Below are 25224 nucleotides of genomic sequence, written 5' to 3'. Positions count from 1 at the left end.
GCCAACTCGCACGTCCGGTTCGGGGAGCGGGCCGGGGAAACGGACCAGCCGAAACGCTGGCACCGCGCCCCGGTCCGACTCCACCTGGCCAACCGCGCGGTCACCGAGGTCCGCCGTCGCATCACCCTGAGCCACCGCGGTCGCCGGCCGTGGCAGCGACCCGGAATGGCGCATGCGCAACCGGCTGACCCGCTCCGCCGCCCGCATCAGCGGCAAGCACGTCGACCGCCTTGTCGACACCCTCGAAGCCCTGCCCATCGCGATCGGCGCCCCGATCCTGACCGCGTGGAACGCGAAAGAAGACCTGCTCGACCTGCTCGCGACCGCCCGCACCCAGCCGAACCGCGAACACGTCCACCGGCTGCTGCACCGCTTCTATACCCGCTGCGCCGCCTCCGACCTGCCCGAACTGCACCGGCTCGCCACCACCATCGAAACCTGGTGGCCGCAGATCCACGCGTTCCTGACCACCGGAATCACGAACGCCGGCTCCGAAGGCACCAACCGGGTCATCAAGACCGTCGCACGCGACGCCTACGGCTTCCGAAACCCCGAGAACCAGCGGCTACGCACCCGCACCGCCACCACCCGACGCCACCGCGGACACCTCAACCCCGCTTAGTAACTTCGAAGAGCCACTATGGATCCAGGGTGCTCGCGGGGTGCTCGCTTGTTCATAGGCAAGCTTGTCTGCTACCTCAGCGACTGACGGGGCGGTGCGAATTGATTCGGAGGCTTCGTCATCGCAACGGTTTAGGAAACCGATGCTCTATCCCCTGAGCTACGAGGGCGCGAGGGCCTAGTACTTTTGTGGTGTGGTGAGAACTGAGAATGTGACGGTTTGATTCCGACGGTTGGTCATTCGGGTGCTCCATAGCGCAGGTGGGTGAAGTCGCGGAGCCGCTCGGCGGTCTCTTTCAGGATCGCTGCCGCAGGATGCCGCCCGTCCCAGACGGCGATGAGGCGGACAAGCAACCGTCGCGCCGGGTCGCCGTGGACGAGTGGTATCGCAACGAGGTCGAACCGCGGGTCGTCGGAGGCAATCGCTATCCCGCGTCCAGCAGCAGCGTGGGCCTGCGCGATGGTGCTGCTGGCTGCCTCGATCATCCCGGAGAACGACAGGCCCGCGAGCTGAACGGCGTTGTCCCAGACCGCCCGAGCGTTCGTCGCGGGTGGCGGCAGCACGATGCTGCTGTCGAGCAGGGAGTCGATGGGCAACACCTCGCGGGAGGCCAAGGGATGGTCGCGGCGGAGCTGCGCCCACACCGGTAGCTCCGCGATCCGGAGCGCGCGAAACGGTGGGCCCGGACTTGTGCTGGTGACCACCAGATCAGTTCCTCGCGCCAAAAGGGCTGCCGGCTCCGTACCGTCGGCGCCGAGGACGTCCGTCGTTGGGCTATCGGGGCCTAGGGTGGCGACGAACGGAGCGACGATGTCGGTCATCGTCACCGACGGCGCCGCGATCGTCAGGCGGTCCAGCCGACCCTCGGCGTGGAGCGCCGCTGACGTCCGGAAAGAGTCCCAACGCGCGAGTAGATCGCGAGCCTGAGGAAGTAGGGCCAGTCCGGCCGGGGATGGCGTCAGCCGCCCGGAGGCGCGACGAAACAGCGCGACCCCAAGCTCGTCTTCGAGTTGGCGAAGCTGTCGCGACAAGCTCGGTTGCGCGACATGGACCGCGTCGGCTGCGGCGCTCACGGTCCCTTCGTCGCAGACCGCGACGAAGTACCTCAGATGCCGCAGGTCCAAGCGAGGTCCCTTCCGCACCCGGGTGTGCTCGCCGTGCGCCTTCCAATGCCACGAATCCTAGATCCGCCAGGCATGGATTGTAGGCCAAACAGGTCTTGGACTGTATAGGCGTGGAGTCCGCACACTCAGGGCACCCCGGGCGGCCCCGGGTCGTCCGCCGAACTACTTCTCGAGGTCTTCATGCACGATCCGCTGCCCCAGACCCGCCACCTCGCCACCGCGATTCCCGGTCCGCGCTCCCAGGAACTCATGGCCCGCAAGACTGGCGCCGTCGCTGCCGGCGTCGGTACGACGATGCCGGTCTTCGCCACCCGCGCGGCCGGCGGGATCATCGAGGACGTCGACGGCAACCGGCTCATCGACCTCGGCTCCGGCATCGCGGTCACGACGGTGGGCAGCAGCGCGCCACGGGTGGTCACCGCGGTGACCGAGCAGGTCGCGGCCTTCACGCACACCTGCTTCATGGTCACCCCCTACGAGTCCTACGTCGCGGTCGCCGAAGCGCTCAACCGGCTCACCCCGGGAGCCCACCCGAAGCGGACCGCGCTGTTCAACTCCGGCGCCGAGGCGGTCGAGAACGCCGTCAAGATCGCCCGCTCCCACACCCGCCGCAACGCGGTGGTCGTCTTCGACCACGCCTACCACGGCCGCACCAACCTCACGATGGCGATGACGGCGAAGAACATGCCGTACAAGCACGGCTTCGGCCCGTTCGCGCCCGAGGTCTACCGGGCGCCATCGTCCTACCCCTTCCGTGACGCCGCCCCAGACGGCGGTGGTGACGGCGTCGCAGCGGCTGCCCGAGCGATCACCAGCATCGAGAAGCACATCGGTGCGAAGAACCTCGCGGCCATGGTGATCGAGCCGATCCAGGGCGAGGGCGGATTCATCGAGCCGGCGCCCGGCTTCCTGCCGGCGCTCGCCGCGTGGTGCCGCGAGCACGGCGTGGTGTTCGTGGCCGATGAGGTGCAGACCGGATTCGCCCGCACCGGTGACATGTTCGCCTGCGACTACGAGGGCGTCGTCCCGGACCTGATCGTCACCGCCAAGGGCATCGCTGGCGGCCTGCCACTGAGCGCGGTCACCGGCCGCGCCGAGATCATGGACGCCCCGCACACCGGCGGCCTCGGCGGCACGTACGGCGGCAACCCGCTCGCCTGCGCCGCCGCCCTCGCGGCTCTCGCCACCATCGAGGAGGACGGCCTGATCGCCCGGGCCCGCGAGATCGAGGGCCTGATGAAGCCCCGGCTGCATGTCCTGCAACAGAAGGACGACCGTCTCGGCGACGTTCGTGGCCGCGGCGCCATGATCGCGGTCGAACTGGTCCGCCCCGGCTCCACCGAGCCCGATCCCACGCTGGCCGCCGCGGTCGCCCAGTCCGCGCACCGCGCCGGGGTGATCGTGCTGACCTGCGGCACCTACGGCAACGTGCTGCGCTTCCTACCGCCGCTCGCCATCTCCGACGCCCTGCTGGGCGAGGCGCTCAACGTGCTGGAGTCCACCTTGACCACAGTGCCGAGGTGACCGGGCGACTCGACGATGCCCAGGCCCACTCCCGCAGTGCCCGGCAAGGGCGGACTGCGGTTCGCCGAGCTGGAGTGAGCTGAGGCCGAGGCCGAGGCCCGCCTGGCCGAGCGAATGATCGCCGCTTGGGACCAGGTCCGCGATCACGCCCGCCGCCACTGCCCGACCCCCGTCGGCGGCCACCAGCCGGGCCATACCACGCGTCGCCGACGCCCACCTGCAGAGAGGGACCACTACCCGTGACCGAGATCCATGTCCTCGACCCCGCCACCGGAGCGGTCGTCGGCACCGTTCCCGACGGCGACGCCCGCGCCGCCACCGACGCCGTCGACGCCGCGCACGCGGCGTTCGACACCTGGCGCGCCACCCCGGCTCGGCGGCGTTCGGAGCTGCTGCGGCGCACCTACGAGCTGATGCTGCGCGACGCCGACCGGCTCACCGCGCTCATCTGCGCCGAGAACGGCAAGTCCGAGGCCGACGCCCGCAGCGAGGTGACCTACGCCGCCGACTTCTTCCGCTGGTACGCCGAGGAGGCGGTCCGCCCCGGCGGCGACTACGGCCCGTCACCAGCGGGCGGCACCCGGAGCCTGGTCACCTACCGCCCCGTCGGCGTGGCCGCGTTGGTGACACCCTGGAACTTCCCGGCCGCGATGGCTACCCGCAAGATCGCCCCGGCGCTGGCGGCCGGCTGCACCGTGGTACTCAAGCCGGCGGCCGAGACCCCGCTGACCGCGCTCGCGGTCGCCGACCTGCTGGTCGAAGCTGGCGTGCCGGACGGCGTGGTCAACCTGGTCACCACGAGCGACCCGGGTGACGTCGTGAGCACCTGGCTGGCCGACCCCCGGGTCCGCAAGATCTCTTTCACCGGCTCCACCGGCATCGGTCGGCTGCTACTGCGCCAGGCCGCGGGCCGGGTGATCAACGCCAGCATGGAGCTTGGCGGCAACGCGCCATTCGTCGTCACCGCCGACGCCGACCTGGAGGCCGCAGTCGCCGGCGCCATGGTCGCCAAGTTTCGCGGAGGCGGACAGGCGTGCACGGCCGCCAACCGGTTCTACGTGCACGCCGACGTGGTCGAGGAGTTCACCGCCCGGCTGGGCGCTGCGGTCGAGGCGCTCACCGTCGGACCGGCGTCCACCGGCGCCGCGATCGGCCCCCTCATCTCCCGCACCGCCGTCGACACCGTCACTGCCCTGGTCGACCGGGCCGTCCTCCAGGGCGCCCGCATCGCCCACCGCGCGGAGCTCCCGGCCGACCCGGTCGCGGCCAAGGGCGCCTTCTACCCGCCGACCGTCCTCGCCGACGTCCCCCCGGACGCCGACATCCTCGTCGAGGAGATCTTCGGGCCGGTCGCCCCGATCGTGGCCTGGACCGACGAGGCCGCGATGCTCCGTGCCGTGAACGCCTCCGAGATGGGGCTCGCGGCGTACGTCTTCGCTGGTGACCTCGGCCACGCGCTTCGCCTCGGCGAGGCGATCGAGGCCGGAATGGTCGGCATCAATCGCGGGCTGGTCTCCGACCCGGCCGCGCCGTTCGGCGGAATGAAGCAGTCCGGGCTCGGACGCGAGGGCGGCCGCGCGGGGCTGCAGGAGTTCTGCGAGACCCAGTATCTCTCGGTCGACTGGCGGGAGTCCTAGGTTTAGAACGCATCTCATTCGACGAACCGGTCGAACCGGCTGGTGACCATTTCCGGATGCCAGGGCTGGCCGGCGCGCTGCCGAACGGAAAGACGCATCAGGTCAAGGACCATCAAGTATTTGACGGCATTCTACGGCCGCGACAGGCTGGGGCAACGGAGCCACGCTGTCCGCCGGGGGCGTGCTCTCGGAGGCACCGGCAGCCTTCTATACGCCAGCGGTCGTGGGCGGTGTGACTTCAGCGATGCGCGCATTCAGTGAAGAGCTGTTCGGGCCCGTCGCAGTTGTCTACCGAGTCGCGGACGAAGATGAAGCGCTCCGTCTGGCGAACCATTCCGCCTACGGTCTCGGCGGAGCCGTGTACGGCGCGGATGTCGAGCGTGCCCTTCGCTTCGCCGAGCAGCTCGATGTTGGGATGGCGAATCGCGTGGTCTACGTCGCACCCCGAACCGCCTCGTTGCCGAGCTTCGATGCCCTTCGCCGCGAGCCGTCGATGAGGCAGTGTCGGACCTCCGCCGGGCACCAGGTGTCAGACGGGTCGAGACCCTGTCGTACGTCGAGCTGGTGCGCGATGTTGTGAGCCAGGTCGGATAGCCAAGGGCTGTTCTGGTGACCAGTGTGCATGACCGGCGTGCGGCTAATGCCGTCGGGGACCTGGACAGGTTCCGGCGAGAGTTCTACGACTGCTTGACCGCTCGGGCTGACGCGTTGTTCGACCTGACCGACGCGGTGTTGTGCGCCGATGGACCGGTCCGGTCGTTGGTGGAGTTGTCGCTGATGGGTGAGCACCGCCGCGGTCACGGTGCGTTGTACGACGCCCTCGCCTGCGGGCGGCTGGACATCGACCGGCTGCGTACCGCTCTCGCCGGGTTGCCGCTGCCTCGGGCGGCCGACGGGCATCTCGTGCTGGCGGTCGACATCACCTGCTGGCTGCGGCCGGACGCGCACACCTCACCGCAGCGAATCCTGTGCCACACCTACGGACGTGGCAAGGACCAGACCATCATGATCCCGGGCTGGCCGTACTCGATGGTCGTGGCCCTGGAAACGGGCCGCAGTTCGTGGACCGCGCCGCTGGATGCGGTGCGGCTGGCACCCGGTGCTGATGCCGCGGCGGTCACCGCCGGGCAGGTGCGCGACATCGTGGGCCGGCTGGTCTCGGCCAGGCAGTGGCAGGCCGGTGACCCGGACACCTGGTCGTGGCCGACGCCGGCTATGACGCGCCCCGCCTGCGTTCCTCCTGGCGGATCTGCCCGTGCAGGTCCTCGCCCGGATGCGCTCGGACCGGGTACTACGCCGGGCCGCACCGCCCCGCCTGCCGGAACGAACGGCCGCCCGCCCCGCCACGACGGCGAGTTCGTCTTCGGCGATCCCGCCACCTGGGGCGAACCCGACGCGGCCACGATCACCGACACCCGCCTCTACGGCACCGCGCGGGCTCGAGCCTGTCGGTGCACCCATCAAACACTCATTGATTGCCTACGATCACTAGCCCCTGCTGGCCAGGGTGGATTTCCGGTTGATGATCTAGAGCTGACACCTGGCGGCGGACCGACGGAGGCTCGCTCCACCATGCGCGCGCGCAGGCGCACGTGCCGGGCTCGTCCATGCGCGCGGTCTATGCGGTCGAGCAGTAGCTCTACCGCGCGGGCACCCATCGCGTGCACGGGCTGCGAGATCACCGATAGAGGAGGAGCAACGACGTCGGCCCAATCGGTGTCGTCGAAGGAGATCACCGACAGATCGTCGGGGATCGCCAGCCCGCGCTCGCGTGCCGCGAGCAGAACGCCTAGGGCGAGGATGCTGTCCGGGGTGAGCACCGCCGTCGGGGGATCGGGCTGGCCGAGTAGGTCGAGCATCGCGTGCAGCGCCTCCTTGCGACCTAGGCACCCGACCCGCACGTAGCGGTCGGGATCGAGGCCAGCTGACCGCAGGCTCTCGCGGTAGCCGAGCAGTCGCTCGTCACCGGTCGAGATCCGCCTTCCGAGCCCGTCGTGCTCTCCAGGGGACACCGTGCCGCGCAGATAGCCGATCCTTGTGTGGCCGGCGGCGAGAAAGTGCGTTACAGCGGCTGCAACGGCTGCCCGGTTGTGCACCGTCACGCTGTCGGCCGCCATGCCGGTGACCCGGCGGTCGATGGCGACGACGGCCACGCCGGCGGCCTGCGCCTCGCGGAGGTGCTCGACATCCGTGCTCGAGGCGGGCGCCACGATGATCCCGTCGACCCGTTTGTCGAGGAAGAGGCGTACGGCGCCGCGTTCCGTGGCGACGTCCTCGTCGGAGTTGGCGAGCAGCACCTCGTAGCCGTGGACGCGAGCGGCATCGCCGACCGCGCGGGTCACGGCGGCGAAGAATGGGTTCTCGATGTCGGCGACCACCAGACCCAGCGACTGGGTCCGCCCGGTGATCATGCTGCGAGCCAGGGCATTGGGACGGTAGCCGAGCTCCTCGGCTGCCGCGAGTACGCGCTCTCGGGATCGCTCGCTGACGTGACCGTAGCCGCCGAGTGCCCGAGCGGCTGTGGCGGTGCTGACGCCGGCCGCCTTCGCGACGTCCGGGATCGTGGCCGGTCCTTTCGTCATGGCGCTCCCTCGACTCAACTTTGCGAACTACTTGACAGCCTGCACGGCTGGTGAGAACGTTGTCAAACCTTGTTCCTGACAACGTTCTCAACGAGAGGTCGGTTTCGCTATATGTCTATGGATGCGGGCGCCGGAGCGCCCGTCCGGACGGATGTCGAGCTGCGACTGCGCCCCATCGCCGATGACTTCCTGCCGACCCTCGACCACGCCCTGAGTCAGCGTGACGCCGCCCGCGCTTTCGTCGCCGAGGCGATCACCGACGGCGTTCGCGACGTGCTGTTCCTTGGCTGCGGAGGATCATGGGCTTCGAGCGTGCACGCCGCGCACACGTTGCAGCGCCTGGGTCGCGCCCTCCACGTGAGCAACATCCGCAGCTCTGAGGTCGGCGAACGGTTCCCGGCCCGGCTGGGTCCCGGCACTCTCGTGATCGCGTCTGCTCACTCTGGCGGTACGCCCGAGACGGTCGCCGCGGTCCGGCTGGCCAAGAGGGCCGGAGCCCGGATCGTGACGCTCGCCCACCCCGAGGGCTCTGCACTCGGCGAGTTCGCGGACCTCGAGCTGACCTACCGCAGCAATCACACGATCACCTCGCCGAAGCAGACCCTTCTCTCCCACCTGACCTGGTCGCTGCTGACTGAAACCGGCGCCATCGCCGATCCGGGTCCGGTTTGGGCCGCGTACGACGCGCTGCCGGTGGCGCTGCGCACTGCGCTCGACGAGGCTGACGACCACCTGGCCCTCACGGCGCGAGCACTGGCCGACAACCCGTTTCTCTACGTCCTCGGTGCCGGGCCCAACGCGGGGGCTTCGTACTTACTGTCGATGTGCTACCTGGTCGAGATGCAGTGGCGCTACTCGGCGTCGTTCCTCGCCGGTGAGTTCTTCCACGGCGCGTTCGAGATGCTCCATGGCGATGCCGGCATCATTCACCTGGTCGGCGAGGACGCGAGCCGGCCGGTGTCCGAGCGGGCGGTTCGGTTCGCCGAGCAGGTCAGCCCGCATTCGCACGTTCTCGATACCACGATGCTGTCGCTGCCGGGCATCGCGCCGGAGCTGCGGTCGGAGGTCACCCCGATCGCGCTCGGCGTCCTGTGCAGCCGCCTGGCCGAGCACTTCGAGGCAGTCTCCGGGCACAGCCTCGACGAGCGCCGCTACATGGGGCGGGTGGACTATTGAGCAGCCGACCACTGCTCGTCTGTGGGGTGGGCGACAACGTCGTCGACCGCTACCTGGACACGGGCCTCGAATACCCGGGCGGAAACGCGTACAACGTCGCCGTCTTCGCGCGGCGTGCCGGCGCTGCTGCCGCCTACCTGGGCATCGTCGGCGCGGACGCGTCCGGCGATCACCTTGTCAACGTGCTGCGACGCGAGGACGTCGACGTGTCGAGGGTGCGCCGGGTGCCGGGACCGAACTCGTACGCCGTCGTTCACCTCACGCCCGGCGGGAACCGGGAGTTCGCTGCGTGGGAGCCCATCCCCGACCGGCTGACGCTGGAGCCCGAGGATCGCGAGCTGGTCGTCCGCGCCGACCTCGTCCACACCGGTCACGCGAGCTTCACCGAATCGTTGGTCCCGTCCCTCGCCGAGCTGGCTCTGGTCTCCTTCGACTTCTCCTACAGGGGCCTCGACTACGCCGAGCCCCTGCTTCCGCACCTGTGGTCGGCGACCTTCTCCGGAGCCGGGCTCACGGCGGGCCAGGCCCGCGAGCTGGCGACGACCGCGCAGGGCCGAGGCCCGAAGGTCGTCCTCGTGACCCGCGGTGCCCAGGGCGCCGTTGTGGCGGTCGACGGCGTGCTGCACGAGGAGCCCGCTGCCCCGGCAGACGTCGTCGACACGCTCGGCGCGGGCGACGCCTTCGCCGCGCGTTTCCTGATCGGATTGCTCCGCGGTGAGGAGGCCAAGGAGGCAGCGGCCGCGGCCGCCGGGTTTGCGGCCCGGGTCTGCGAGAGCTTCGGCGCCTTCGGCCATGCACGGTCGATGGTCACCAGCACGTCGGAAACTGCCGACCCGAACACCGATGCGAGGGGTGAGCAGCGATGACCGGCACCCAGCCGTTCCTTCAGGTATCCGGGGTCCGCAAGGCCTACGGCCACGTCCAAGCCCTACGCGGCGTCGACCTCGAGGTGCGGACCGGCGAGGTCCATGCCCTGCTCGGCGACAACGGCGCCGGCAAATCGACGCTCATGAAGATCCTCGCCGGGGTCACCGCCCCAGACTCGGGCGAGATCCGCGTCGGCGGCAAGCCGGTAACGGCACGCAGCCCCCGCGACATGCAGGCCGCGGGCGTCGCCACGGTGTTCCAAGACCTGGCGCTGGCACCCTCCCTCGACGCGGGGGAGAACGTCTTCCTGGGTCGGGAGATCACCCGGCCCGGTCTGCTCGGCCGGCTCGGGTTCGTCGACCGGGCGGAGATGCGCCGGCGGACCCAGGACCAGATCGCCGCGCTCGGCTCGACGATCCCGTCTCTCAGGGTCCCCGTCGGATCCCTCTCCGGGGGCCAGCGCCAGGCGGTCGCGATCGCCCGCGCCGCGGTGTGGGGCAGCGCCATGCTCATGCTCGACGAGCCGACCGCGGCGCTCGGCGTCCGCCAGACCGAGCAGGTGCTGGAGCTCATCCGACGAGTCCGGACGCGGGGCGACACGGCGGTCCTGCTGATCTCGCACAACCTGCCCGACGTCTTCGCGGTGGCCGACCGTGTGACGGTACTGCGGCTGGGTGCGGTGGTGCTCGACTGCCACATCTCGAAGACCAGCATCGAGAAGCTGACGCTCGTCATGGCGGGCGTGAAGGAGGCACCGTGAGCATCGCGAGCGAACCACACGCCGAGCAGCCGACCGGGTCGCCCGCCGCTGGCCCCGCCCGGACGTCGGTCACGTCCCGGTGGGGAGCACTGTCGGTCCGGTTCGAGAACCTCTACATCGGCTTGGTGCTGGTCGCGCTGCTGGCCATCTTCACGCTGTGGGCGCCGCCGGAGACATTCCTGACCAGCGACAACCTGAGCAACATCGCACTGGACGCCTCACAGCTGCTGATTCTCTCCAGCGGTGTCGCACTGTTGATCATCGCCGGCGGGCTGGATCTGTCCGTCGGTGCGGTGGTCGTGTTCTCCGCGATCGTGTCCGGCAAGACGATGCTCGCGATCGCGGGACCGGTCGAGGAATCGGTGACCAAATCTGCCGGCCAACTGCTGCCTGCGGTGCTCGCCGGTCTCGGCGTCGCGGTGCTCAGCGGCTGGGCCTGGGGGGCGCTCAACTCTCTGATCACCCTGAAGCTGCGGGTGCCGCCGATCATCGCGACCCTCGCCACGCTCAGCGCCGCCACCGGACTGGCGCAGGTCGTGAGCAAGGGCGTCAACGTGAGTAGCCTGCCGATCCAGCTCCAGCAGCACTTCGGTGGGGCCAAGGCCTTCGACGTCGTGCCGTGGCCGGTCGTGGTCGCCGCCGTGGTGGTGGCCGTGCTCTGGGTGGTGCTCTCGCAGATGCGGTTCGGCCTGCGCACCTACGCGATCGGCAGCAACGCCGAAGCCGCCGCCCGGAGCGGCATCCCCGTCGGACGGCACATGCTCGCGCTGTACACACTCGTCGGGCTGCTCGCGGGCGTCGTCTCGTTCATCGACCTGAGTCGGTTCGGCACGGCGTCGCTCTCCGGCCACACCCAAGACGCGCTGAACGCGATCGCCGCGGTCGTGATCGGCGGTGTCTCGCTGTTCGGCGGACGCGGCCGGATGTCCGGCGTCGTGATCGGCGTCTTCATTCCGGCGGTGCTGGCCAACGGCTTCGTCGTCGTCCAGGTGGACCCGTTTTGGCAGAACGTCGCCGTGGGTGCGGTCCTCGTCCTCGCCGTATACATCGACCAGCTCCGTCGGGGAGCTCACAACAGAGAAGGGTAGAAGTCGCGATGGGAAACGTGAACCGACGTGGTGGGCTCCGGCTCGCCGCCGTGGGCGCCGCGCTCGTCATGATGCTCACTGCCTGTGGTAGTGACTCGGGCGACGGCACGGCATCCGACAGCAAGAGCGACGACGCTGCGGTGCAGGTGACGCTGGCACTGGCCGTGCAGAGCGGGTGCCCGTTCTGCATCTCCATCCAGCGTGGCGCCGAGTCCGCGGCGAAGGACCTGGGGGTCGACCTTACCGTGGTCTCGCCGAAGACCGCCGACACCGCCGGCCAGATCCAACAGCTCAACGGACTGCTGGCCAACAATCCGGACGTGCTGGTCCTTCAGCCCTTCGACCCGGCCGCATTGCTGCCGGTCGTCAAGCACTTCGCCGACAAGGGCACGCCCACGATCACCGTCGACAGCGACCTCAGCGACCCCTCGGCGCGGCTGGGCCTGATCTCCTCCGACAACGAGGCGGGCGGCAAGTTCGCCGCGGAGCAGCTCGCCGAGCGGATCGGCGAGAAGGGCAAGGTCCTCTACCTCGGCTACAAGCCCGGCCTCGCCGGGACCGACGCGCGCCGCAAGGGCTTCGAAGAGCAGATCAAGACCTACCCGAGCATCGAGTACCTCGGTGCCCAATACAGCGCGGACGACCAGTCGGTGACCGCGGGCCAGGTCAGCGCGGCCCTTCGGGCGAACCCGGACCTCGCCGGCATCTTCGCCGGTGCCGAGGCGCACGCCATCGGTGCAGCGGCGGCGATCCGCGAAGCCCACGCCCAGGACCGGGTCTCCGTCGTCGCGTTCGACGGCGCTCCGGACGAGGTCCAGGCGCTCAAGGACAACTCGCTCGACCTGCTCGTGGTCCAGAAGGCCTACGAGATGGGCCAGCTGGCGATCAAGCAGGCCGTGGCGTACGCCAAGGACGGCACCAAGCCCGACGGTGACACCTACCCCGACTATGTCGCGGTGACCCGCGACAATCTCGCCGAGGCCGACGTCCGCAAGTACCTCTACCCGGCCGAGTGACGAAGCCCGGCCGGCGCCGCGACCGCGCAGCGCCGGCCACCGGCTGCCGACTAACCGCGACAAGCAAGGAGATACACGGGTGAGCGACCCCAAACGCGAGTCCCATGTCGCCCTCGTGTCGGAGGTGCTCGATCCGGAAGGAGTCGCCCGCTACGTCGCGGCTCGCTCCCACCTGGCCAGGGTGGTGGGCACCGTGATCGAGGTCAAGACGTTCGGCGAGGGCAAGATCAACGCCGTCTTCGGCGTCCGCGGTGACCGTGGGTCGCTGGTACTCAAGCAGGCCCTGCCCTGGATCCGGGTTCTTCCGAACTGGGCACTGACGGTGCACCGCGTCGAGCGGGAGGCGTGGTTCCTCGAGTCCTGGGCGGACTTCAACGCTGCCCACGTGCCGAAGTCCTACGGGTATGACGATGGCGCGCATACCCTGGCCATGGAGGAGCTCACCGGGTACGAGCTGTGGCGGACCGCCCTCCACGAAGGCCGCGTCAGCGCGGCGGCGGCGACGGGTGCGGGCACGATGGTTGCCCGCTCCGCCTTCCACACCTCGCCGTTCGGTCGTGACGCCGAGGCGCACGCCCGTGACGTCGCCCGCTCGGCCAACCCGGCTATGGACCAGATGATGCAAGATGTCGTGTTCGACATCCCGTTCACCGTGGACGCTCGCAACAGCACAGACCCGCAGCTGACGCGGTGGCGTGAGAAGGTTCGGGCCGACGAGGCCGTGCTGACGCGGGTGGCTGAGCTGCGATGGTGCTACGGCACCCGGCGGGAGGCGCTCCTCCACGGGGACCTGCACACCGGCAGCGTCATGGTGGCGGGCGACCAGGTCCGCGTGATCGACGGCGAGTTCGCCCGCTACGGGCCGGTCGCCTGGGACCTCGGTGAGCTCTGGGCGCACCTGGTGCTGGCTCGACGCAGCCTGGACGTCCGACGGCCAGGGGAGTCGGCCCCGGACCTGGTGTCGGCTACGTGGGCCGGCTTCACGGACGAGCTGCGCGCCCACTGGCCCGAGAGACGCGCGGCCAGCCTGACCGACGGCTGGCTCGAGGCGTGGCTGGAAGAGACACGCACGCTCGCGGTCCGCTTCGCCGGGCTGGAGCTCCTGCGCCGCATGATCGGCGTCGGCGCGTGCGAGCAGCTGACGATGCTCGAGCCCGACGCGCGGGAGGCCGTCGCGGACGATGTCCTCGCCCTCGCCGTACGCGCGCTCAAGGAGGGCCAGTGGACCTGAGCGCCGAGCTACGCCTGGCTAGCGACATCGCCCTCCGCGCCGGTGCCGTCCTCGTCGAGCACTTCGACGCCGGCACGCTCAACACGCGCAGCAAGAGCCGGCGCCAGGACGTCGTCACCGACGCCGACATCGCCGCCGAGAAGGTCCTGGTGGACGCGCTGGCCGCGGCGTACCCCGAGGACGCGATCCTCGCCGAGGAGAGCGGCAACCGCGACGGTGGTTCGGGGCGTCGCTGGTGCATCGACCCGCTCGACGGCACCGCGAACTTCGCTGCCGGTATCCCGCACTGGGCGGTGGCGCTGTCGCTCCTGATCGGCGACCGGCCGGTCCTCGCGGTCACCTTCGACCCCTCGCGTGACGAGCTCTTCACTGCGTTGTACGACGGTCCCGCCCAGCTCGACGGGTGGAAGATCGGCATCGCGGCTACCTCCGCGGTCCAGGACGCGCTTGTCGCATTGAACCTTCCGTACGCCGCTCGTACCGACCCCCGTATTGCGCGCCGCATGCACAGCTCTCGCGGGCTGCGCGAGACCGGCTCGATGGCCCTCGACCTCGCCTGGGTGGCCACCGGCCGGCTCCAGCTCGCGGCCCACGAGCACAACGGCAAGCTTTGGGACTATGCGGGTGGCGAGCTTCTGGTGACACGTGCCGGCGGCGCGGTCGAGCCGCTCGCCGGATTCCCGGGCCTCGTTCTCGCGGGCGGCCGTGAGCTGGTGGCGTCGTTCCACGAGAGCGACGAGTGGCCACCGCTCGACCAGCCTAACCCGCACCACCCGAACGACCGGAGGTACTACCGATGAGCAGCGCGAAGACCGACGAGTGGTATGAGCGGGCCCTGGCCCAGCGTCCCGAGGGGCGAGCATTCATCGACGGTGCGTACGTTGAGACCGCCACCGGCCGCACCTACGACACGATCACCCCGCTGAGCGGTTTGCGGCTCGCGGCGGTCGCCGACGGTGACGGCGAGGACATTGATCGTGCTGTCCGGGCCGCGCGGCGTGCCCACGATCGGGGCCAGTGGGCGGACGCGCACCCGCGCGATCGCAAGCGCGTCCTGCACCGGTTCACCGACCTGCTGCTCGAGCACCAAGACGAGTTGGCTCTGCTGATAACCACCGACATGGGCAAGCCGATCTCCGATGCCCGTCGCGAGATCGAGTCGAGCGCCCGCGAGCTGCGGTTCTTCGCGGAGTCGGTCGACAAGGTGTACGGCGACGTGGCCCCGACGACTCCGTATGCCCTCGGCATGGTCACGCGTGAGCCGGCAGGTGTGGTCGGGGCGATCACTCCCTGGAACTTCCCGGTGATGATGCCGGTTTACAAGCTCGGACCCGCCCTCGCCGCTGGCAACGCGGTGGTCCTCAAGCCAGCCGAGCAGTCAGCGCTGGCGGCGGTCCGGCTAGCCGCGCTCGCCAGCGAGGCCGGCCTTCCGAACGGAGTCCTCAACGTGGTGCCTGGGGGGCCAGCGGCCGGCGAGCACCTCGCCCGTCACCTCGACGTCGACGTGCTGACCTTCACCGGGTCTACCGAGGTGGGCAAGCGCTTGCTGGTCTACTCCGGCGAGTCCAACATGAAGCCAGTCTGGCTGGAGTGCGGCGGGAAGTCGCCCAACATCGTGCTCGCCGATGCGCCCGACCTCGACGTCGCCGCGCGGGCAGCGGCCGAAGGTATCTTCCATGGCGCCGGTGAGGTCTGCAACGCGGGGTCGCGGCTCCTCGTCGAAGACGCCGTCTTCGACGAGGTGGTCGGGAAGGTGGTCGAGGAGTCCGCACACTGGCAGCCGCGCGACGCGCTTGACCCGACCTCGCGGATGGGCCCGCTCGTCGACCAATGCCAGCTCGACCGGGTGATGTCGTTCGTCGAGGAGGGCCGGGCCAGCGGCGTCCGGCTCGAAACCGGAGGACGGCGGACGCTTGAGGAGACCGGTGGCTACTACCTCGAGCCGACCATTTTCAGCGACGTCGACAACGCCTCGCGCCTGGCGCAGGAGGAGATCTTCGGTCCGGTGCTATCCGTGGTTCGGCTCAGCTCGGCCCAGGAGGCGGTCGAACTTGGAAACGCCACCGTCTACGGCCTCGCCGCCGCCGTCTGGACCTCCGATGTCACCCGCGCCTTCACGATCGCGCGGCAGCTCAAGGCCGGCACCGTCTACGTGAACTGCTACGACAAGGGCGACAACTCCCTGCCGTTCGGCGGGTACAAGCAGTCCGGCATCGGAGCGGACCGCAGCCTGCATGCCATGGACAAGTACACGAACCTCAAGACCCTCTGGGTCGACCTCAACCAGCACCCGCGAGCGTGAGGAATCAGCTGCCGAGCACGTCTGCCCCTCAGGTCGTGCTGATCGATCTGACGAACTCGCCGACGAGTTGACGTCTCTCGGCATGGCACCCGAGGTGATGCTTCTTGCTGATGTCGGCCACTACGTGGCGTCGTGTGCCGTGCCATAACTCGTCGCACATGCTGTGAGCCGGGAGTTCTCGGCTCGGGCTGATGATCTCTGGGATGACCGTGCGGATGCTGTACCTGGGAATGATCAGCCTGTTCAGCGGACTGGGGTTGTTGATCCGGGGCGACAGGGCGTTGCTGGTCGAGGTTCTCGCGCTGCGGCATGAGGTAGCGGTGCTCCGCCGGCAGGTTCCCGGCCGGCCGCGGCTGTCCTGGCCGGACCGGGCGATCCTGTCCGCCCTGGCCCGCCTGCTGCCCCGCCGGATACGGGAACATCGGATCGTCACCCCGGCCACGTTGCTGAACTGGCACCGCCGCCTGGTACGACAGCACTGGACCTACCCCAACCGACCCGGCCGACCACCAGTCAGCAACGAGATCCGGGACATGGTGCTACGGCTGGCCGGAGAGAACCCGCGATGGGGACACCGCAGAATCCAAGGCGAACTACAGCGGCTCGGCCATCGGATCGAAGCGGGCACGATCCGACGGATCCTGGCCGGCTGGCGGGTCGGCCCGCCACCCCGCCAGCCAGACACCAACTGGCGCACCTTCCTGCGCAACCAGGCCACTGGCCTGCTGTCCATCGACTTCTTTCACCTCGACACGATCCTGCTGCCGCGCCTGTACGCGCTGGTGCTCATGGAGGTGTCCACCCGACGGGTCCACCTTCTTGGCGTCACCGCGCACCCCACTGGGCAGTGGGTGGTCCAGCAGGCCGTTAACCTCGCTACGGAGCTGGGCGAGCGTGCCAACCGGTTCCGGTTTCTCATCCGCGACCGCGACGGCAAGTACACCGCCGCCTTCGATCACGTCTTCGCCGCTGAAGGCATCACCGTGGTCAAGACCCCGCCCCGCACCCCGCGGGCCAACTGCTTCATCGAGCGCTGAGGCCGCAGCCTCCGCGACGAATGCACCGACCACGTGTTGATCTACAACGAGCGGCACGCGCTGGCCGTAGTCGGCGAGTACGTGGACCATTTCAACGACCACCGGCCGCATCAAGGGCGGCAGCAGCGGCCACCCCACCACGACCCGGCCGCCATCATCCCATTGAGCTAACGGCCCGCTGCGCCACCAGGTTACCCGACCACAGGCGCCCCGCTTGATATCCGCCCGGGTGCACATGAGCCGGTGCTCTGGTCCATGTCGCTGCGAAGCAGGCTACTGCTGGATCACCATGGTGCGCTACTGGCCGGGACAGACTGTCCCCCGAAGGGCGCCTACTCTCGCCCATAGCGATGCATGGTGACGGGGTTGAGGCCGCGTAGACGTGCTCATGTCGAGCGGGTCCCACAGCCGCTGGTGGTTGCGGCGGGCCAAGCATGGCGGGCGGCGGCCCAGTAGCAGACCCCGCACGGACGCCACGGTCCGTCGATCGGACAGGCTCGGCGTTGCGATACCGTCAACGTGCCCACATCGGCGTCGAGCAGTCCGCGTCCGCCGGGGCTGGCGATGGCCCGCAGGGCACCCCACGAATCCAGGGAGATTCCGATGCCGGAGCCCGATCCTGTTCAAAACGCCCATATCGAGGATGCCGACACGCCAACCACGGCCGAGCCCCAGGCCGACGAGCCTGCCGTTTACGCAAATCGGGCCGCCCGGCGCGCGAAGGGCAAGGTTGCCTCGCCTCAACCCTATGGAAAGGGTCAGCGCCTCAGCGGGCGGGGCTCGGTCCAGAGCCCGCGCCAGTGGGGTAACCGCCGAAGCGGCTGACCCGTTGGTCGAGCCTTCGTCGGCACACGGCTCCCAGTTCCCACGGCGATGGCCGCGGGCAGCAAGGCGGGAGCAGCAGGGTGTCTGTCTTCGACGGTCTCAGTCAAACCCATGAACCAATCCGGAGAGGCCATCAGGATGAGCAAGCCCACCGACTACGACGCACCGTACCGACCCGGTGTTGAGGTTGAAGACGACAGCCTGGAGGAACTCAAGGCGCGTGGCGCAGCGTCGCAGTCAGCGAGAGTCGACCCCGACGATGCCGAGGCTGCCGAGAACTTCGAGTTGCCCGGCGCGGACCTGTCCGGCGAGGAACTGACCGTGGCGGTCGTGCCGATGCAGCCGGACGAGTTCCGGTGCGCGCGCTGCTTCCTCGTGCACCACCGCAGTCAGCGCGCCACGCAGCGCGATGGTCAGCAGGTCTGCCAGGAGTGCTCCTGACGCCGACTGTCAGGGCGCCATCTCACGCCATTCCGGACGGCCACCCAGCCACGCGTCGGCGAGGATCTGCGCCGATGCCCGACTGGGACAGGGGTGCAGCTTCGACCGGCCCGCGAGGCCGCCGGTTTGCGCCTCTACTTCCCATCGTTGGCCGTCGGTGCGGATGTACACATCGCGGCGTCCCCGCGGACTCCGGTCCCCGTTCCACCAATGACGCTCGATTCTCACCTGCTGACCGTATAGCACGACCTGCAGAAAGACGAGCGAGGATGATCTTGAAAGAGGGCCGGCCGCAGCTCGGTGCAAGCGGCGACCCGTGGGGCTCGGACGTCGGGGAACCGGCATATGCCTTCTCTTGGAAGGTCGGTGCCCAGTGTCGATCAGTCAGGTTCGTTGAGCACGCCGACAGTAGCCAGCAGTGAAGTGATCTCAACAAGATTCGGGTAGGTACTTGTACTCGAAATGAGTCAGGTGCAGTGCGGCGGCGACGACGTCGCCGATCCGGCGTGGGCTGGCGGTGGTGTGGCGTAGCGTTTTCCAGCGTCCGATCAGGATGGCGAAGCCGCGTTCGCCTTGCCAGCGCAGCCCGCGTAGCAGCCGGTTGTAGGCGCGGTTGTCAGGTGCGAGCCGGCGGCCGTCAGCAGGCTGCTTGACCGGGGTCTTGATGCCGTGGCCTGCGCTTTCGTAGCCGGAGTCGGCCAGGGCGGGCAGGTCCAGTTCGGCGGCGGACCAGTTCAGCGCGGCGGTCACCCCGAGTTCGCGGGCGCAGCTGGTGTCGTGCAGGTGCCCGGGCATCGCCGCCGAAGTCCAGATCGGCAGCCCGTCCGGGCGGATGATCGCTTGGATGTTCGCGCCGAAGTCTCGGTGCTTTCCGGAGTACCAGGCGTCGATGGTCTCGCCCTTCACGGACAGGGTGGTCTCGGTGAGCCGGTCGCAGTCGAACAGCTTGCCGTCGAGGATCACGTGGGACCAGCCGTCGTCGGCGACTCGACGCAGCGCGGCGTGCAGATCCTGCGCCTGCGCGGCGAGCACGGCGACGCCCTCGTCGCGGCAGCGGTACGCCGTCGCCGGGGAGATGCCGAACCCCGCACCGAGCAGGGTCACGTCCTCGGCCTTACGGAACCAGACCAGCACCAGCAGCGCCTGGTAGAAGCAGGTCAACGCGCGGGTGCCGCGCCGTGTCCCCTTGGCTCGGCGTTCCGCGGCAAGCAGCCGGCCGAGGTGCCGCACGAGTCCCTCGGAACGTCGACCATGGCACGATAGGCGATCACGGGGGTCCTCACCGTGTGGGTGATCTTGTGGTGAGAACTACCTACCGAGGGCCTCACGTCCACTTCCAGCACTGTCCGGCCTGAGTGCCTTCATCCGTGTCGCACCAATCAACACTTTCGCGTCGCTGAGATCAGCTCAGTGCGCTGATCTGATGCCGTGCGAGGGTCGCAGCTTCGGGGCCACGCAGTGTGCCGTCCGCCTGTGGGTGGAGCCCGAGCACGGTTGCTTGAATGAGGGGTCAGCTGGGGCAACTCGGTGATGCGTCCGCGCACCAGGGGGAATCGTTCCTCGACGGATGGGGCCACGGCCACTCGGACCTGGATGGTTTGACCGTCCTGGGCGGCTACCGGCCGGCCGCTGCGATCACCGGCCCCGGTACCTGGCGAAACACCGCCGCACCGTGCCAGTGGGAATGGCTGCAGACCAGCTGTAGCGCGTCCGGCGGGTGGCCCAGCTCGCCTTTTGGTGCGAGCCCTTGTCGGATTCTGGGCCTTGACGTGCGACTGGCCGATCGGACCAGGTGAAGGTGGTCGAGGGGCGACTACACCGCCACCACCGGCTCACCGGCGCGGGCAGGAACCCGAGCGCGACCCGTCAGGGACGCCGGCGGGCGTTGAGGCGGGCGGCCTGGCGGGTCAGGTGGTCGCGTTCGGCGAGGTTGGGGGCCTTTCGGGCTGCGTCGGCGTACAGGCGTGCCGCTGTGGTCAGGTTGCCGTCGCGTTCGTGCAGGTACGCCGCCACCGCCGTGTGGCGGGGCAGCGTGTCGTCCAGCGCCGCGAGGGCCGCCAGCCCGGCGCGTGGCCCGTCGGCCTCGCCGACGGCCACCGCGCGGTTGAGCCGGACGACGGGGCTGTCGGTCAGGCGCGCGAGTTCGTCGTACCACTCGAGGACCTGCACCCAGTCGGTCTCCTCGGCGGTGGGCGCGTCGGCGTGCAGTGCCGCGATGGCGGCCTGGGCCTGGAACTCGCCCAGCCGGTCGCGGGCGAGCGCCGCCTGCAGGATCTCGACGCCCTCGGCGATCATCGGGGTGTCCCACCGGCCGCGGTCCTGCTCGGCCAGCGGCACCAGGCTGCCGTCGGGCGCGGTCCGTGTATCACGCCGGGCGTGGTGGAGCAGCATGAGGGCGAGCAGTCCCGCCACCTCGGGATGGTCGAACGCGGCGGCGAGCTGCCGGGTGAGCCGGATGGCCTCGGCGGCGAGGTCGACGTCACCGCCGTAGCCCTCGTTGAAGACCAGGTAGAGGACGCGCAGCACGGTGGCGACGTCGCCGGGCTGGTCGAACCGCACGCCGGCCACGGTGCGCTTGGCCCGGTTGATCCGCTGCGCCATGGTCGCCTCGGGCACCAGGTAGGCCTGGGCGATCTGGCGGGTGGTCAGCCCGCCGACGGCCCGCAGCGTGAGCGCGACCGCCGACGACGGCGTCAGCGACGGGTGGGCGCACAGGAAGTAGAGCTGCAGCGTGTCGTCCACCGCCGGCGTGGGCCCGGGCGCCGGCTCCTCGTCGACGAGGTCCTCACGCCGGCGGCGGGCGGCATCCGCTCGGGTCGTGTCGAGGAACCGGCGCCAGGCCACGGTGACCAGCCAGCCCTTCGGGTCCCGCGGCGGGTCGGCCGGCCAGACGCGGACCGCCTCGACGAGGGCGTCCTGCACGGCGTCCTCGGCCGCCGCGAAGTCGGCTCCGCGGCGGACGAGGATCCCGAGCACGCTCGGCGTCAGGCTCCGCAGTAGAGCCTCATCCATGGAAGAGGCACTCCGTGACGGTGGGCGGCTCGGCCAGGAACGGGCGCACTTCGAGCCACTCGTGGATCGGCTTCCCGCCCGCCCCAGGGGCGGCCGACAGCTCCCCGGCCAGCTCGATGGCGCGCTCGTAGCTGTCGACGTCGATCACCATCCAGCCGGCGATGAGGTCCTTGGTCTCGGCGAACGGGCCGTCGGTGACCGGCGGGCGCCCCTCACCGTCGTACCGGACGAAGGTCCCCTCGGGGGCGAGCGCCTGGCCGTCGACGAACTCGCCGGTCTTCTCGAGCCGGGCCGCGAAGTCGTTCATGTACTGCACGTGCGCCGAGATCTCCTCCGGCGTCCACTGGTCCATGGGTACGTCGTTGACCGCAGCCGGGGCGCCGCGGTAGTGCTTGAGCAGCAGGTACTTGGCCATCGTGGTTCTCCTCGGTGCTGGTGCGACCCATTCTGGTCACCTTCACCACGGGGACGGAGCCAGCCACCGGTTCTCGACATCACCGCCCGAAAATTTTCTTGGCTTCGCCTGCGGGACCGCCCGCAGGCAGGACCGCCCGGCAGGCAGGACCGCCCGGCAGGCAGGACTGCCCGCAGGCAGGACCGACCGGGTCCGGGATGTCGCCGCTGGAACGCCGCTACCGGTGTCGGACTTCTCGCTACGGGATCTGGCCTTCGTTCACCTGTGCGAATGGATGCCGTGTCGCGCTGGTGCCGGCCTGCCCGGCTGCCTACCGTGTCGAGGTCCTCGCCAGCACCGGGCGAGACATGACCGGGAAGGAGCACCGACGATGGCGGATCTTGGACGAACGCGGGTACCTGCACCTCGCCGGACGGCAGGCACCACGACCGAGTTCGTCCTCGATGACACGCCCGGTCGCCTCGTCATTGCCGCCGTCGCACCCGACCGGCTCGCCCACGTCGAGCTGCACGTCGGCAAGCACGGCTCCACCCTGGCCGGCCTGACCGAGGCCCTGGCGACCGCGATCACCACCGGGCTGCACGCCGGCGCGCCCGTGTCCGAGTTCGTGGCGGAGTTGCGGCACACCCGCTACGCCCCCGCCGGCCCCACCGGGGATCCCGAGGTACCGGAAGCCACGTCGCTCGGCGACTACCTCGCACGTCGGCTCACCTTTGTTGGCGACGACCTGCGAGGGCGTGCGGTGCAGCCGTCCAACAACTGACTCGCTGTGCGGCGGTCGCCACCTGGCCCGAGTACGCCACCGCCGTCGCGGTCGGCCCCGACGAGCACGACCGCATCGACGTCTGCGCCTCGCACGGCCTCGACGACCTCCACCGCGTGGGACGTAGGCCCGCCGACGTGCTCAAGGCGGTGCTCTGGTCCGGCCCCGGCCGTGGTCGGCAGGTCAGATGGTGATGACCACTTTCGCCCGCGCGTGTTCACCTTCGAGGTACCGGATGGCTTGGGGCACCTCGCGGAGCGGATAGGTCCGGTCGATGACCGGGGTGAGGCGACCGGCTTCGGCGTGGGCGCGGAGCGTGTCGAGGTGTTCTCGGCTGGGTGCCGTGGTGAGTGTGACGATGCGGTGTCGAACGAAGGGTGCCAGCAGCCGTCCGCGCGCGAGGAGCCAGACCGGTCCGATGAGACTGCCGCCGCGATACACGCCGCCGCCGGAGAGCACCAGCGTCCCGGTCGGCGTCAGCGCCCGGCGGAGCGCGGTGAGTGAGCGGTTGCCGACCAGGTCGAACACGACGTCGTGTTGGCGGGTGTCGCGGGTGAAGTCATCGCGGGTGTAGTCGATGACGTGGTCGGCGCCGAGGGAGCGGATCAGGTCGACGTTGCGGGTGCTGCACACTCCGGTCACGGTCGCGCCGAGCGCCTTGGCCAGTTGGACGGCCAGGGTGCCGACGCCGCCGGAGGCGCCGTTGACGAGGACGCGGTGGCCGGCCTCGACCTGCCCGACGTCGCACAGTCCCATGAGCGCGGTGACACCGGCCAGCGGCAGGGCAGCCGCCTGCTGCGGCGTCAGGTTCGCCGGCTTCGGCGCGACCAGAGTCGCGGGGACGCACACGTACTCCGCGAACGCGCCGTTGGCGTCGCCGAGGTCGCCGAAGACGGCGTCGCCCGGGCGTACCTGTCGAACGTGGGCGCCAACGGCCTCGACCCGACCGGCGAAGTCGCGGCCACGGATGCGCGCTCGGGGGCTCGATCGCCCCATGGCCAACCGCGCCATCCGTGGATCGCCACGCATGGCATGCCAGTCGTACGCGTTGAGCGCGGCGGCCTCGACCCGCACGAGCACCTCGTCGGCGGCGGGCACCGGCGCGTCGATGTCCGCGAGCTTGAGCGTCTCCGGCGGGCCGTACCGGTCCTGGACGATCGCCTTCATCTCCGCCCCCCTCTGGGTGTACGGCGTACACGTCATAGGAGCAATGTAGGTGTACGCCGTACACCCGTCAAGGCGGTTATGGTTTCAACCGCCGCCGGAAGACGAGGACCGAGATGGCTGAGCAGGCTGAGACGTTGCGCCGAGCGCCGCTGAGCAGGGACCGGATCCTGCGCGCCGCCGTCGCGCTCGCCGACGAGGCCGGGATCGAGTCCCTCAGCATGCGCAACCTCGCCCAGGATCTCGGCGTCGTGCCGATGGCCCTCTACAAGCACGTGGCCAACAAGGACGAACTACTCGACGGCATGATCGACGTGGTCGTCGGCGAGATCGATCCGCCGGTGCCCGACACCGACTGGAAGCACGCGATCCGCGGCCGCATCCTCTCGGCGCGGCAGGTGCTGCGGCGCCACCCCTGGGCGCCGCTCGCGATCGAGTCGCGGAACATGGCGACGCCGGCCGTCCTCGCCTACCTCGACTCGATGGTCGGGACGTTCCGGGCCGGCGGGTTCTCCGCCGATCTCGCCCACCACGTGATGCACGCGATGGGCAGCAGGATTCTGGGCTTCAGCCAGGAGCTGTTCGATCCCGCCCGGCGCGCCGGCCGGTCCGGCACGACCACGCCGGACCCGCCGGCGGCCCTACCACCGGAGGTCGCGGCCCGGTTCCCGCACCTCGCCGAGATCTCCATGGCGGCGTCCCACGACGAGGCCTCGGTCGTCGGGCAGGGCTGCGACGACCAGTTCGAGTTCGAGTTCGCGCTGGACCTGCTGCTGGACGGCATCGAACGGCTGCAACAGCAGGACTGGACGTCGTCCCGCCGACCCCGGTGAGACGGTCAGGGACAGGCAGGAAGAAGGCCGGCGGGAAGGAGCGAACGCGCTCCACGGGCTGCCCCACGGGCCGGGACGTTCTCCCTGGGACGGCGGGATCCCCTCACCTCCGCGGCCAGCGGCGGCGATCCCTTCGGACCGAAATCCGACACTCCGGGTGACGACCCGCCCGCACGTGTCGTTGACCCGGATGCGCCGGTCGCTCCGCCGGGTCGACGGTGGGGCCCGCCGTGGATGGGCGCCGGGCCGGCACGGTCGGCACGCCGGCGCGGTCCGGGGCCACGAGGTCGAGGAGGTACGCGATGACCCGTCAGCGGGAGACCGTCGAGGTGGATCCGGTCCTGTTCCGCGCCGTGTACGACTCGCCGGCCTCGCTGCCCGGGCGGCACCGCTGGGTCACGCCGGAACATGACGTACGCCGGCTGGAGAAGCTGCTGGGGATGCCGCCGCGCAGTATCGGCGCGCCGCTGTGGGTCAGCGGCGACGAGCCGGACTGCCCGAAGTGCGCCCGGCGCGTGACCTGGCTGGACATCGTCTCGTCGGCGCTGCACGGCGTGCACGAGCCGACCATGATCGCCAAGGTGATCCTCGGCGACCGCCGGTACGTCAACACCGAGGTGCCGGACGCCATCGCCGGGGTGTACTGCGCCGACTGCCGCACCCCGATCGAGGGGCTGCGCAGCTTCAAGTGCCACAACTGGGCGTACGCGTTCGAGGAGCTGGAGGCCGTGGTCGAGCGGATGTCCGGGGTCGCGGACGAGCCGGTCCAGCGCCCCGCGACCCGTACCGCCTGACGGGCCCGGGC

The 25224-nt window shown here is 69.9% G+C and carries 23 protein-coding genes and 3 pseudogenes; 20 read left to right on the top strand and 6 right to left on the bottom strand.

From position 1 onward, the window contains the following. Positions 1-172 precede the first annotated feature (172 nt). Positions 173-622, top strand: a complete 450-nt coding sequence (locus ACGFIZ_RS02260) for a transposase (protein ID WP_393414799.1) — start codon at positions 173-175, stop codon at positions 620-622. Between the two features lie 236 nt (positions 623-858). Here the strand turns inward: ACGFIZ_RS02260 and ACGFIZ_RS02255 are convergent, their stop codons facing one another. Continuing rightward, entirely contained in the window at positions 859-1746 is an 888-nt protein-coding gene (locus tag ACGFIZ_RS02255; RefSeq protein WP_393414796.1) for a LysR family transcriptional regulator, read from the bottom strand. A gap of 180 nt (positions 1747-1926) precedes the next feature. On the opposite strand from ACGFIZ_RS02255, the gene gabT reads away from it, so the two are divergent. The 4 genes and pseudogenes from gabT to ACGFIZ_RS02235 all read left to right on the top strand — a co-directional run. Then, on the top strand, positions 1927-3270 hold the full coding sequence (gabT, locus tag ACGFIZ_RS02250) for a 4-aminobutyrate--2-oxoglutarate transaminase (RefSeq protein WP_393414793.1): 1344 nt from the start codon (positions 1927-1929) through the stop codon (positions 3268-3270). Between the two features lie 239 nt (positions 3271-3509). Then, the gene (locus tag ACGFIZ_RS02245) at positions 3510-4907 is read left to right on the top strand and encodes an NAD-dependent succinate-semialdehyde dehydrogenase (RefSeq protein WP_393414790.1); all 1398 of its coding nucleotides are present in this window, start codon (positions 3510-3512) and stop codon (positions 4905-4907) included. Positions 4908-5064: 157 nt separating this feature from the next. Beyond that, positions 5065-5487: pseudogene (locus ACGFIZ_RS02240) on the top strand (aldehyde dehydrogenase family protein); the annotation flags it as partial. A gap of 29 nt (positions 5488-5516) precedes the next feature. Next, positions 5517-6377 (top strand): annotated as a pseudogene (locus tag ACGFIZ_RS02235) (transposase); the annotation flags it as partial. On the opposite strand, the gene ACGFIZ_RS02230 reads toward ACGFIZ_RS02235, so the two are convergent. Then, complete coding sequence (locus ACGFIZ_RS02230) at positions 6368-7489, bottom strand: LacI family DNA-binding transcriptional regulator (RefSeq protein WP_393414787.1); 1122 nt, start codon at positions 7487-7489, stop codon at positions 6368-6370. The pseudogene ACGFIZ_RS02235 and the gene ACGFIZ_RS02230 overlap by 10 nt on opposite strands. 117 nt (positions 7490-7606) lie before the next feature. Between ACGFIZ_RS02230 and ACGFIZ_RS02225 the strand changes: the two genes are divergently transcribed. From ACGFIZ_RS02225 to ACGFIZ_RS02175, 11 genes and pseudogenes are all read left to right on the top strand, one after another. Further along, on the top strand, positions 7607-8665 hold the full coding sequence (locus ACGFIZ_RS02225; protein WP_393414785.1) for an SIS domain-containing protein: 1059 nt from the start codon (positions 7607-7609) through the stop codon (positions 8663-8665). Further along, a complete protein-coding gene (locus ACGFIZ_RS02220) occupies positions 8662-9531 on the top strand; it encodes a PfkB family carbohydrate kinase (protein WP_393414782.1) in 870 nt (289 codons plus the stop codon). Before ACGFIZ_RS02225 ends, ACGFIZ_RS02220 begins: the two co-directional genes overlap by 4 nt. Continuing rightward, entirely contained in the window at positions 9528-10292 is a 765-nt protein-coding gene (locus ACGFIZ_RS02215) for an ATP-binding cassette domain-containing protein (protein ID WP_393414779.1), read from the top strand. The genes ACGFIZ_RS02220 and ACGFIZ_RS02215 overlap by 4 nt, the downstream gene beginning before the upstream one ends. Next, a complete protein-coding gene (locus ACGFIZ_RS02210; protein WP_176737837.1) occupies positions 10289-11380 on the top strand; it encodes an ABC transporter permease in 1092 nt (363 codons plus the stop codon). Before ACGFIZ_RS02215 ends, ACGFIZ_RS02210 begins: the two co-directional genes overlap by 4 nt. Positions 11381-11397: 17 nt before the next feature. After that, the gene (locus ACGFIZ_RS02205; RefSeq protein ID WP_393414776.1) at positions 11398-12396 is read left to right on the top strand and encodes an ABC transporter substrate-binding protein; all 999 of its coding nucleotides are present in this window, start codon (positions 11398-11400) and stop codon (positions 12394-12396) included. 79 nt (positions 12397-12475) lie between these two features. After that, on the top strand, positions 12476-13627 hold the full coding sequence (locus tag ACGFIZ_RS02200) for a phosphotransferase (protein ID WP_393414773.1): 1152 nt from the start codon (positions 12476-12478) through the stop codon (positions 13625-13627). Then, entirely contained in the window at positions 13618-14427 is an 810-nt protein-coding gene (locus ACGFIZ_RS02195) for an inositol monophosphatase family protein (RefSeq protein ID WP_393414770.1), read from the top strand. Before ACGFIZ_RS02200 ends, ACGFIZ_RS02195 begins: the two co-directional genes overlap by 10 nt. After that, positions 14424-15929 carry an aldehyde dehydrogenase gene (locus tag ACGFIZ_RS02190; protein WP_393414767.1) on the top strand — a complete coding sequence of 502 codons (1506 nt, stop codon included), beginning with the start codon at positions 14424-14426 and terminating at the stop codon, positions 15927-15929. The genes ACGFIZ_RS02195 and ACGFIZ_RS02190 overlap by 4 nt, the downstream gene beginning before the upstream one ends. 203 nt (positions 15930-16132) lie before the next feature. After that, positions 16133-16966, top strand: a complete 834-nt coding sequence (locus ACGFIZ_RS02185) for an integrase catalytic region (protein WP_393414765.1) — start codon at positions 16133-16135, stop codon at positions 16964-16966. Between the two features lie 15 nt (positions 16967-16981). Continuing rightward, positions 16982-17137: pseudogene (locus ACGFIZ_RS02180) on the top strand (transposase); the annotation flags it as partial. 792 nt (positions 17138-17929) lie between these two features. Then, positions 17930-18232, top strand: coding sequence for a DUF4193 domain-containing protein (locus ACGFIZ_RS02175; RefSeq protein ID WP_393414762.1), 303 nt, complete (start codon positions 17930-17932; stop codon positions 18230-18232). 429 nt (positions 18233-18661) lie between these two features. Here ACGFIZ_RS02175 and ACGFIZ_RS02170 read toward each other — a convergent pair whose 3' ends face one another. The 3 genes from ACGFIZ_RS02170 to ACGFIZ_RS02160 form a co-directional block, all read right to left on the bottom strand. Next, a complete protein-coding gene (locus tag ACGFIZ_RS02170; RefSeq protein WP_393414759.1) occupies positions 18662-19462 on the bottom strand; it encodes a transposase family protein in 801 nt (266 codons plus the stop codon). A gap of 636 nt (positions 19463-20098) precedes the next feature. After that, complete coding sequence (locus ACGFIZ_RS02165; RefSeq protein WP_393414756.1) at positions 20099-21244, bottom strand: RNA polymerase sigma factor; 1146 nt, start codon at positions 21242-21244, stop codon at positions 20099-20101. Then, entirely contained in the window at positions 21237-21659 is a 423-nt protein-coding gene (locus ACGFIZ_RS02160; protein ID WP_347671872.1) for a YciI family protein, read from the bottom strand. The genes ACGFIZ_RS02165 and ACGFIZ_RS02160 overlap by 8 nt, the downstream gene beginning before the upstream one ends. A gap of 370 nt (positions 21660-22029) precedes the next feature. Here ACGFIZ_RS02160 and ACGFIZ_RS02155 point away from each other — a divergent pair, with 370 nt between their 5' ends. Both ACGFIZ_RS02155 and ACGFIZ_RS02150 read left to right on the top strand, forming a co-directional pair. Next, positions 22030-22422 carry a hypothetical protein gene (locus ACGFIZ_RS02155; protein WP_393414753.1) on the top strand — a complete coding sequence of 131 codons (393 nt, stop codon included), beginning with the start codon at positions 22030-22032 and terminating at the stop codon, positions 22420-22422. Next, the gene (locus ACGFIZ_RS02150) at positions 22419-22616 is read left to right on the top strand and encodes a nucleotidyltransferase family protein (RefSeq protein ID WP_393414889.1); all 198 of its coding nucleotides are present in this window, start codon (positions 22419-22421) and stop codon (positions 22614-22616) included. Before ACGFIZ_RS02155 ends, ACGFIZ_RS02150 begins: the two co-directional genes overlap by 4 nt. On the opposite strand, the gene ACGFIZ_RS02145 is transcribed toward ACGFIZ_RS02150, so the two are convergent. Beyond that, positions 22606-23589: an NAD(P)-dependent alcohol dehydrogenase gene (locus tag ACGFIZ_RS02145; protein WP_393414886.1), complete on the bottom strand. Its 984-nt coding sequence runs from the start codon at positions 23587-23589 to the stop codon at positions 22606-22608. The two genes, ACGFIZ_RS02150 and ACGFIZ_RS02145, sit on opposite strands and share 11 nt — an antisense overlap. Before the next feature lie 113 nt (positions 23590-23702). Between ACGFIZ_RS02145 and ACGFIZ_RS02140 the strand changes: the two genes are divergently transcribed. Next, positions 23703-24419: a TetR/AcrR family transcriptional regulator gene (locus tag ACGFIZ_RS02140; RefSeq protein ID WP_393414750.1), complete on the top strand. Its 717-nt coding sequence runs from the start codon at positions 23703-23705 to the stop codon at positions 24417-24419. 302 nt (positions 24420-24721) lie between these two features. Next, positions 24722-25213 carry a hypothetical protein gene (locus ACGFIZ_RS02135; protein ID WP_393414747.1) on the top strand — a complete coding sequence of 164 codons (492 nt, stop codon included), beginning with the start codon at positions 24722-24724 and terminating at the stop codon, positions 25211-25213. Positions 25214-25224: the final 11 nt, after the last annotated feature.

Source organism: Micromonospora sp. NPDC048830 (genome assembly GCF_043198215.1).
GTDB lineage: Bacteria > Actinomycetota > Actinomycetes > Mycobacteriales > Micromonosporaceae > Micromonospora.
This window is presented reverse-complemented; position numbering and strand designations above follow the sequence as displayed.

What these genes read in the sequence shown, in the direction of transcription:
- ACGFIZ_RS02155 (WP_393414753.1), top strand. Translation starts at nt 22,030, where the DNA reads ATGGCGGATCTTGGACGAACGCGGGTACCTGCACCTCGCCGGACGGCA.
- ACGFIZ_RS02165 (WP_393414756.1), bottom strand. Translation starts at nt 21,244, where the DNA reads ATGGATGAGGCTCTACTGCGGAGCCTGACGCCGAGCGTGCTCGGGATC.
- ACGFIZ_RS02215 (WP_393414779.1), top strand. Translation starts at nt 9,528, where the DNA reads ATGACCGGCACCCAGCCGTTCCTTCAGGTATCCGGGGTCCGCAAGGCC.
- ACGFIZ_RS02175 (WP_393414762.1), top strand. Translation starts at nt 17,930, where the DNA reads ATGAGCAAGCCCACCGACTACGACGCACCGTACCGACCCGGTGTTGAG.
- ACGFIZ_RS02260 (WP_393414799.1), top strand. Translation starts at nt 173, where the DNA reads ATGCGCAACCGGCTGACCCGCTCCGCCGCCCGCATCAGCGGCAAGCAC.
- ACGFIZ_RS02140 (WP_393414750.1), top strand. Translation starts at nt 23,703, where the DNA reads ATGGCTGAGCAGGCTGAGACGTTGCGCCGAGCGCCGCTGAGCAGGGAC.
- ACGFIZ_RS02145 (WP_393414886.1), bottom strand. Translation starts at nt 23,589, where the DNA reads ATGAAGGCGATCGTCCAGGACCGGTACGGCCCGCCGGAGACGCTCAAG.
- ACGFIZ_RS02230 (WP_393414787.1), bottom strand. Translation starts at nt 7,489, where the DNA reads ATGACGAAAGGACCGGCCACGATCCCGGACGTCGCGAAGGCGGCCGGC.
- ACGFIZ_RS02135 (WP_393414747.1), top strand. Translation starts at nt 24,722, where the DNA reads ATGACCCGTCAGCGGGAGACCGTCGAGGTGGATCCGGTCCTGTTCCGC.
- ACGFIZ_RS02190 (WP_393414767.1), top strand. Translation starts at nt 14,424, where the DNA reads ATGAGCAGCGCGAAGACCGACGAGTGGTATGAGCGGGCCCTGGCCCAG.
- gabT (WP_393414793.1), top strand. Translation starts at nt 1,927, where the DNA reads ATGCACGATCCGCTGCCCCAGACCCGCCACCTCGCCACCGCGATTCCC.
- ACGFIZ_RS02225 (WP_393414785.1), top strand. Translation starts at nt 7,607, where the DNA reads ATGGATGCGGGCGCCGGAGCGCCCGTCCGGACGGATGTCGAGCTGCGA.
- ACGFIZ_RS02185 (WP_393414765.1), top strand. Translation starts at nt 16,133, where the DNA reads ATGACCGTGCGGATGCTGTACCTGGGAATGATCAGCCTGTTCAGCGGA.
- ACGFIZ_RS02160 (WP_347671872.1), bottom strand. Translation starts at nt 21,659, where the DNA reads ATGGCCAAGTACCTGCTGCTCAAGCACTACCGCGGCGCCCCGGCTGCG.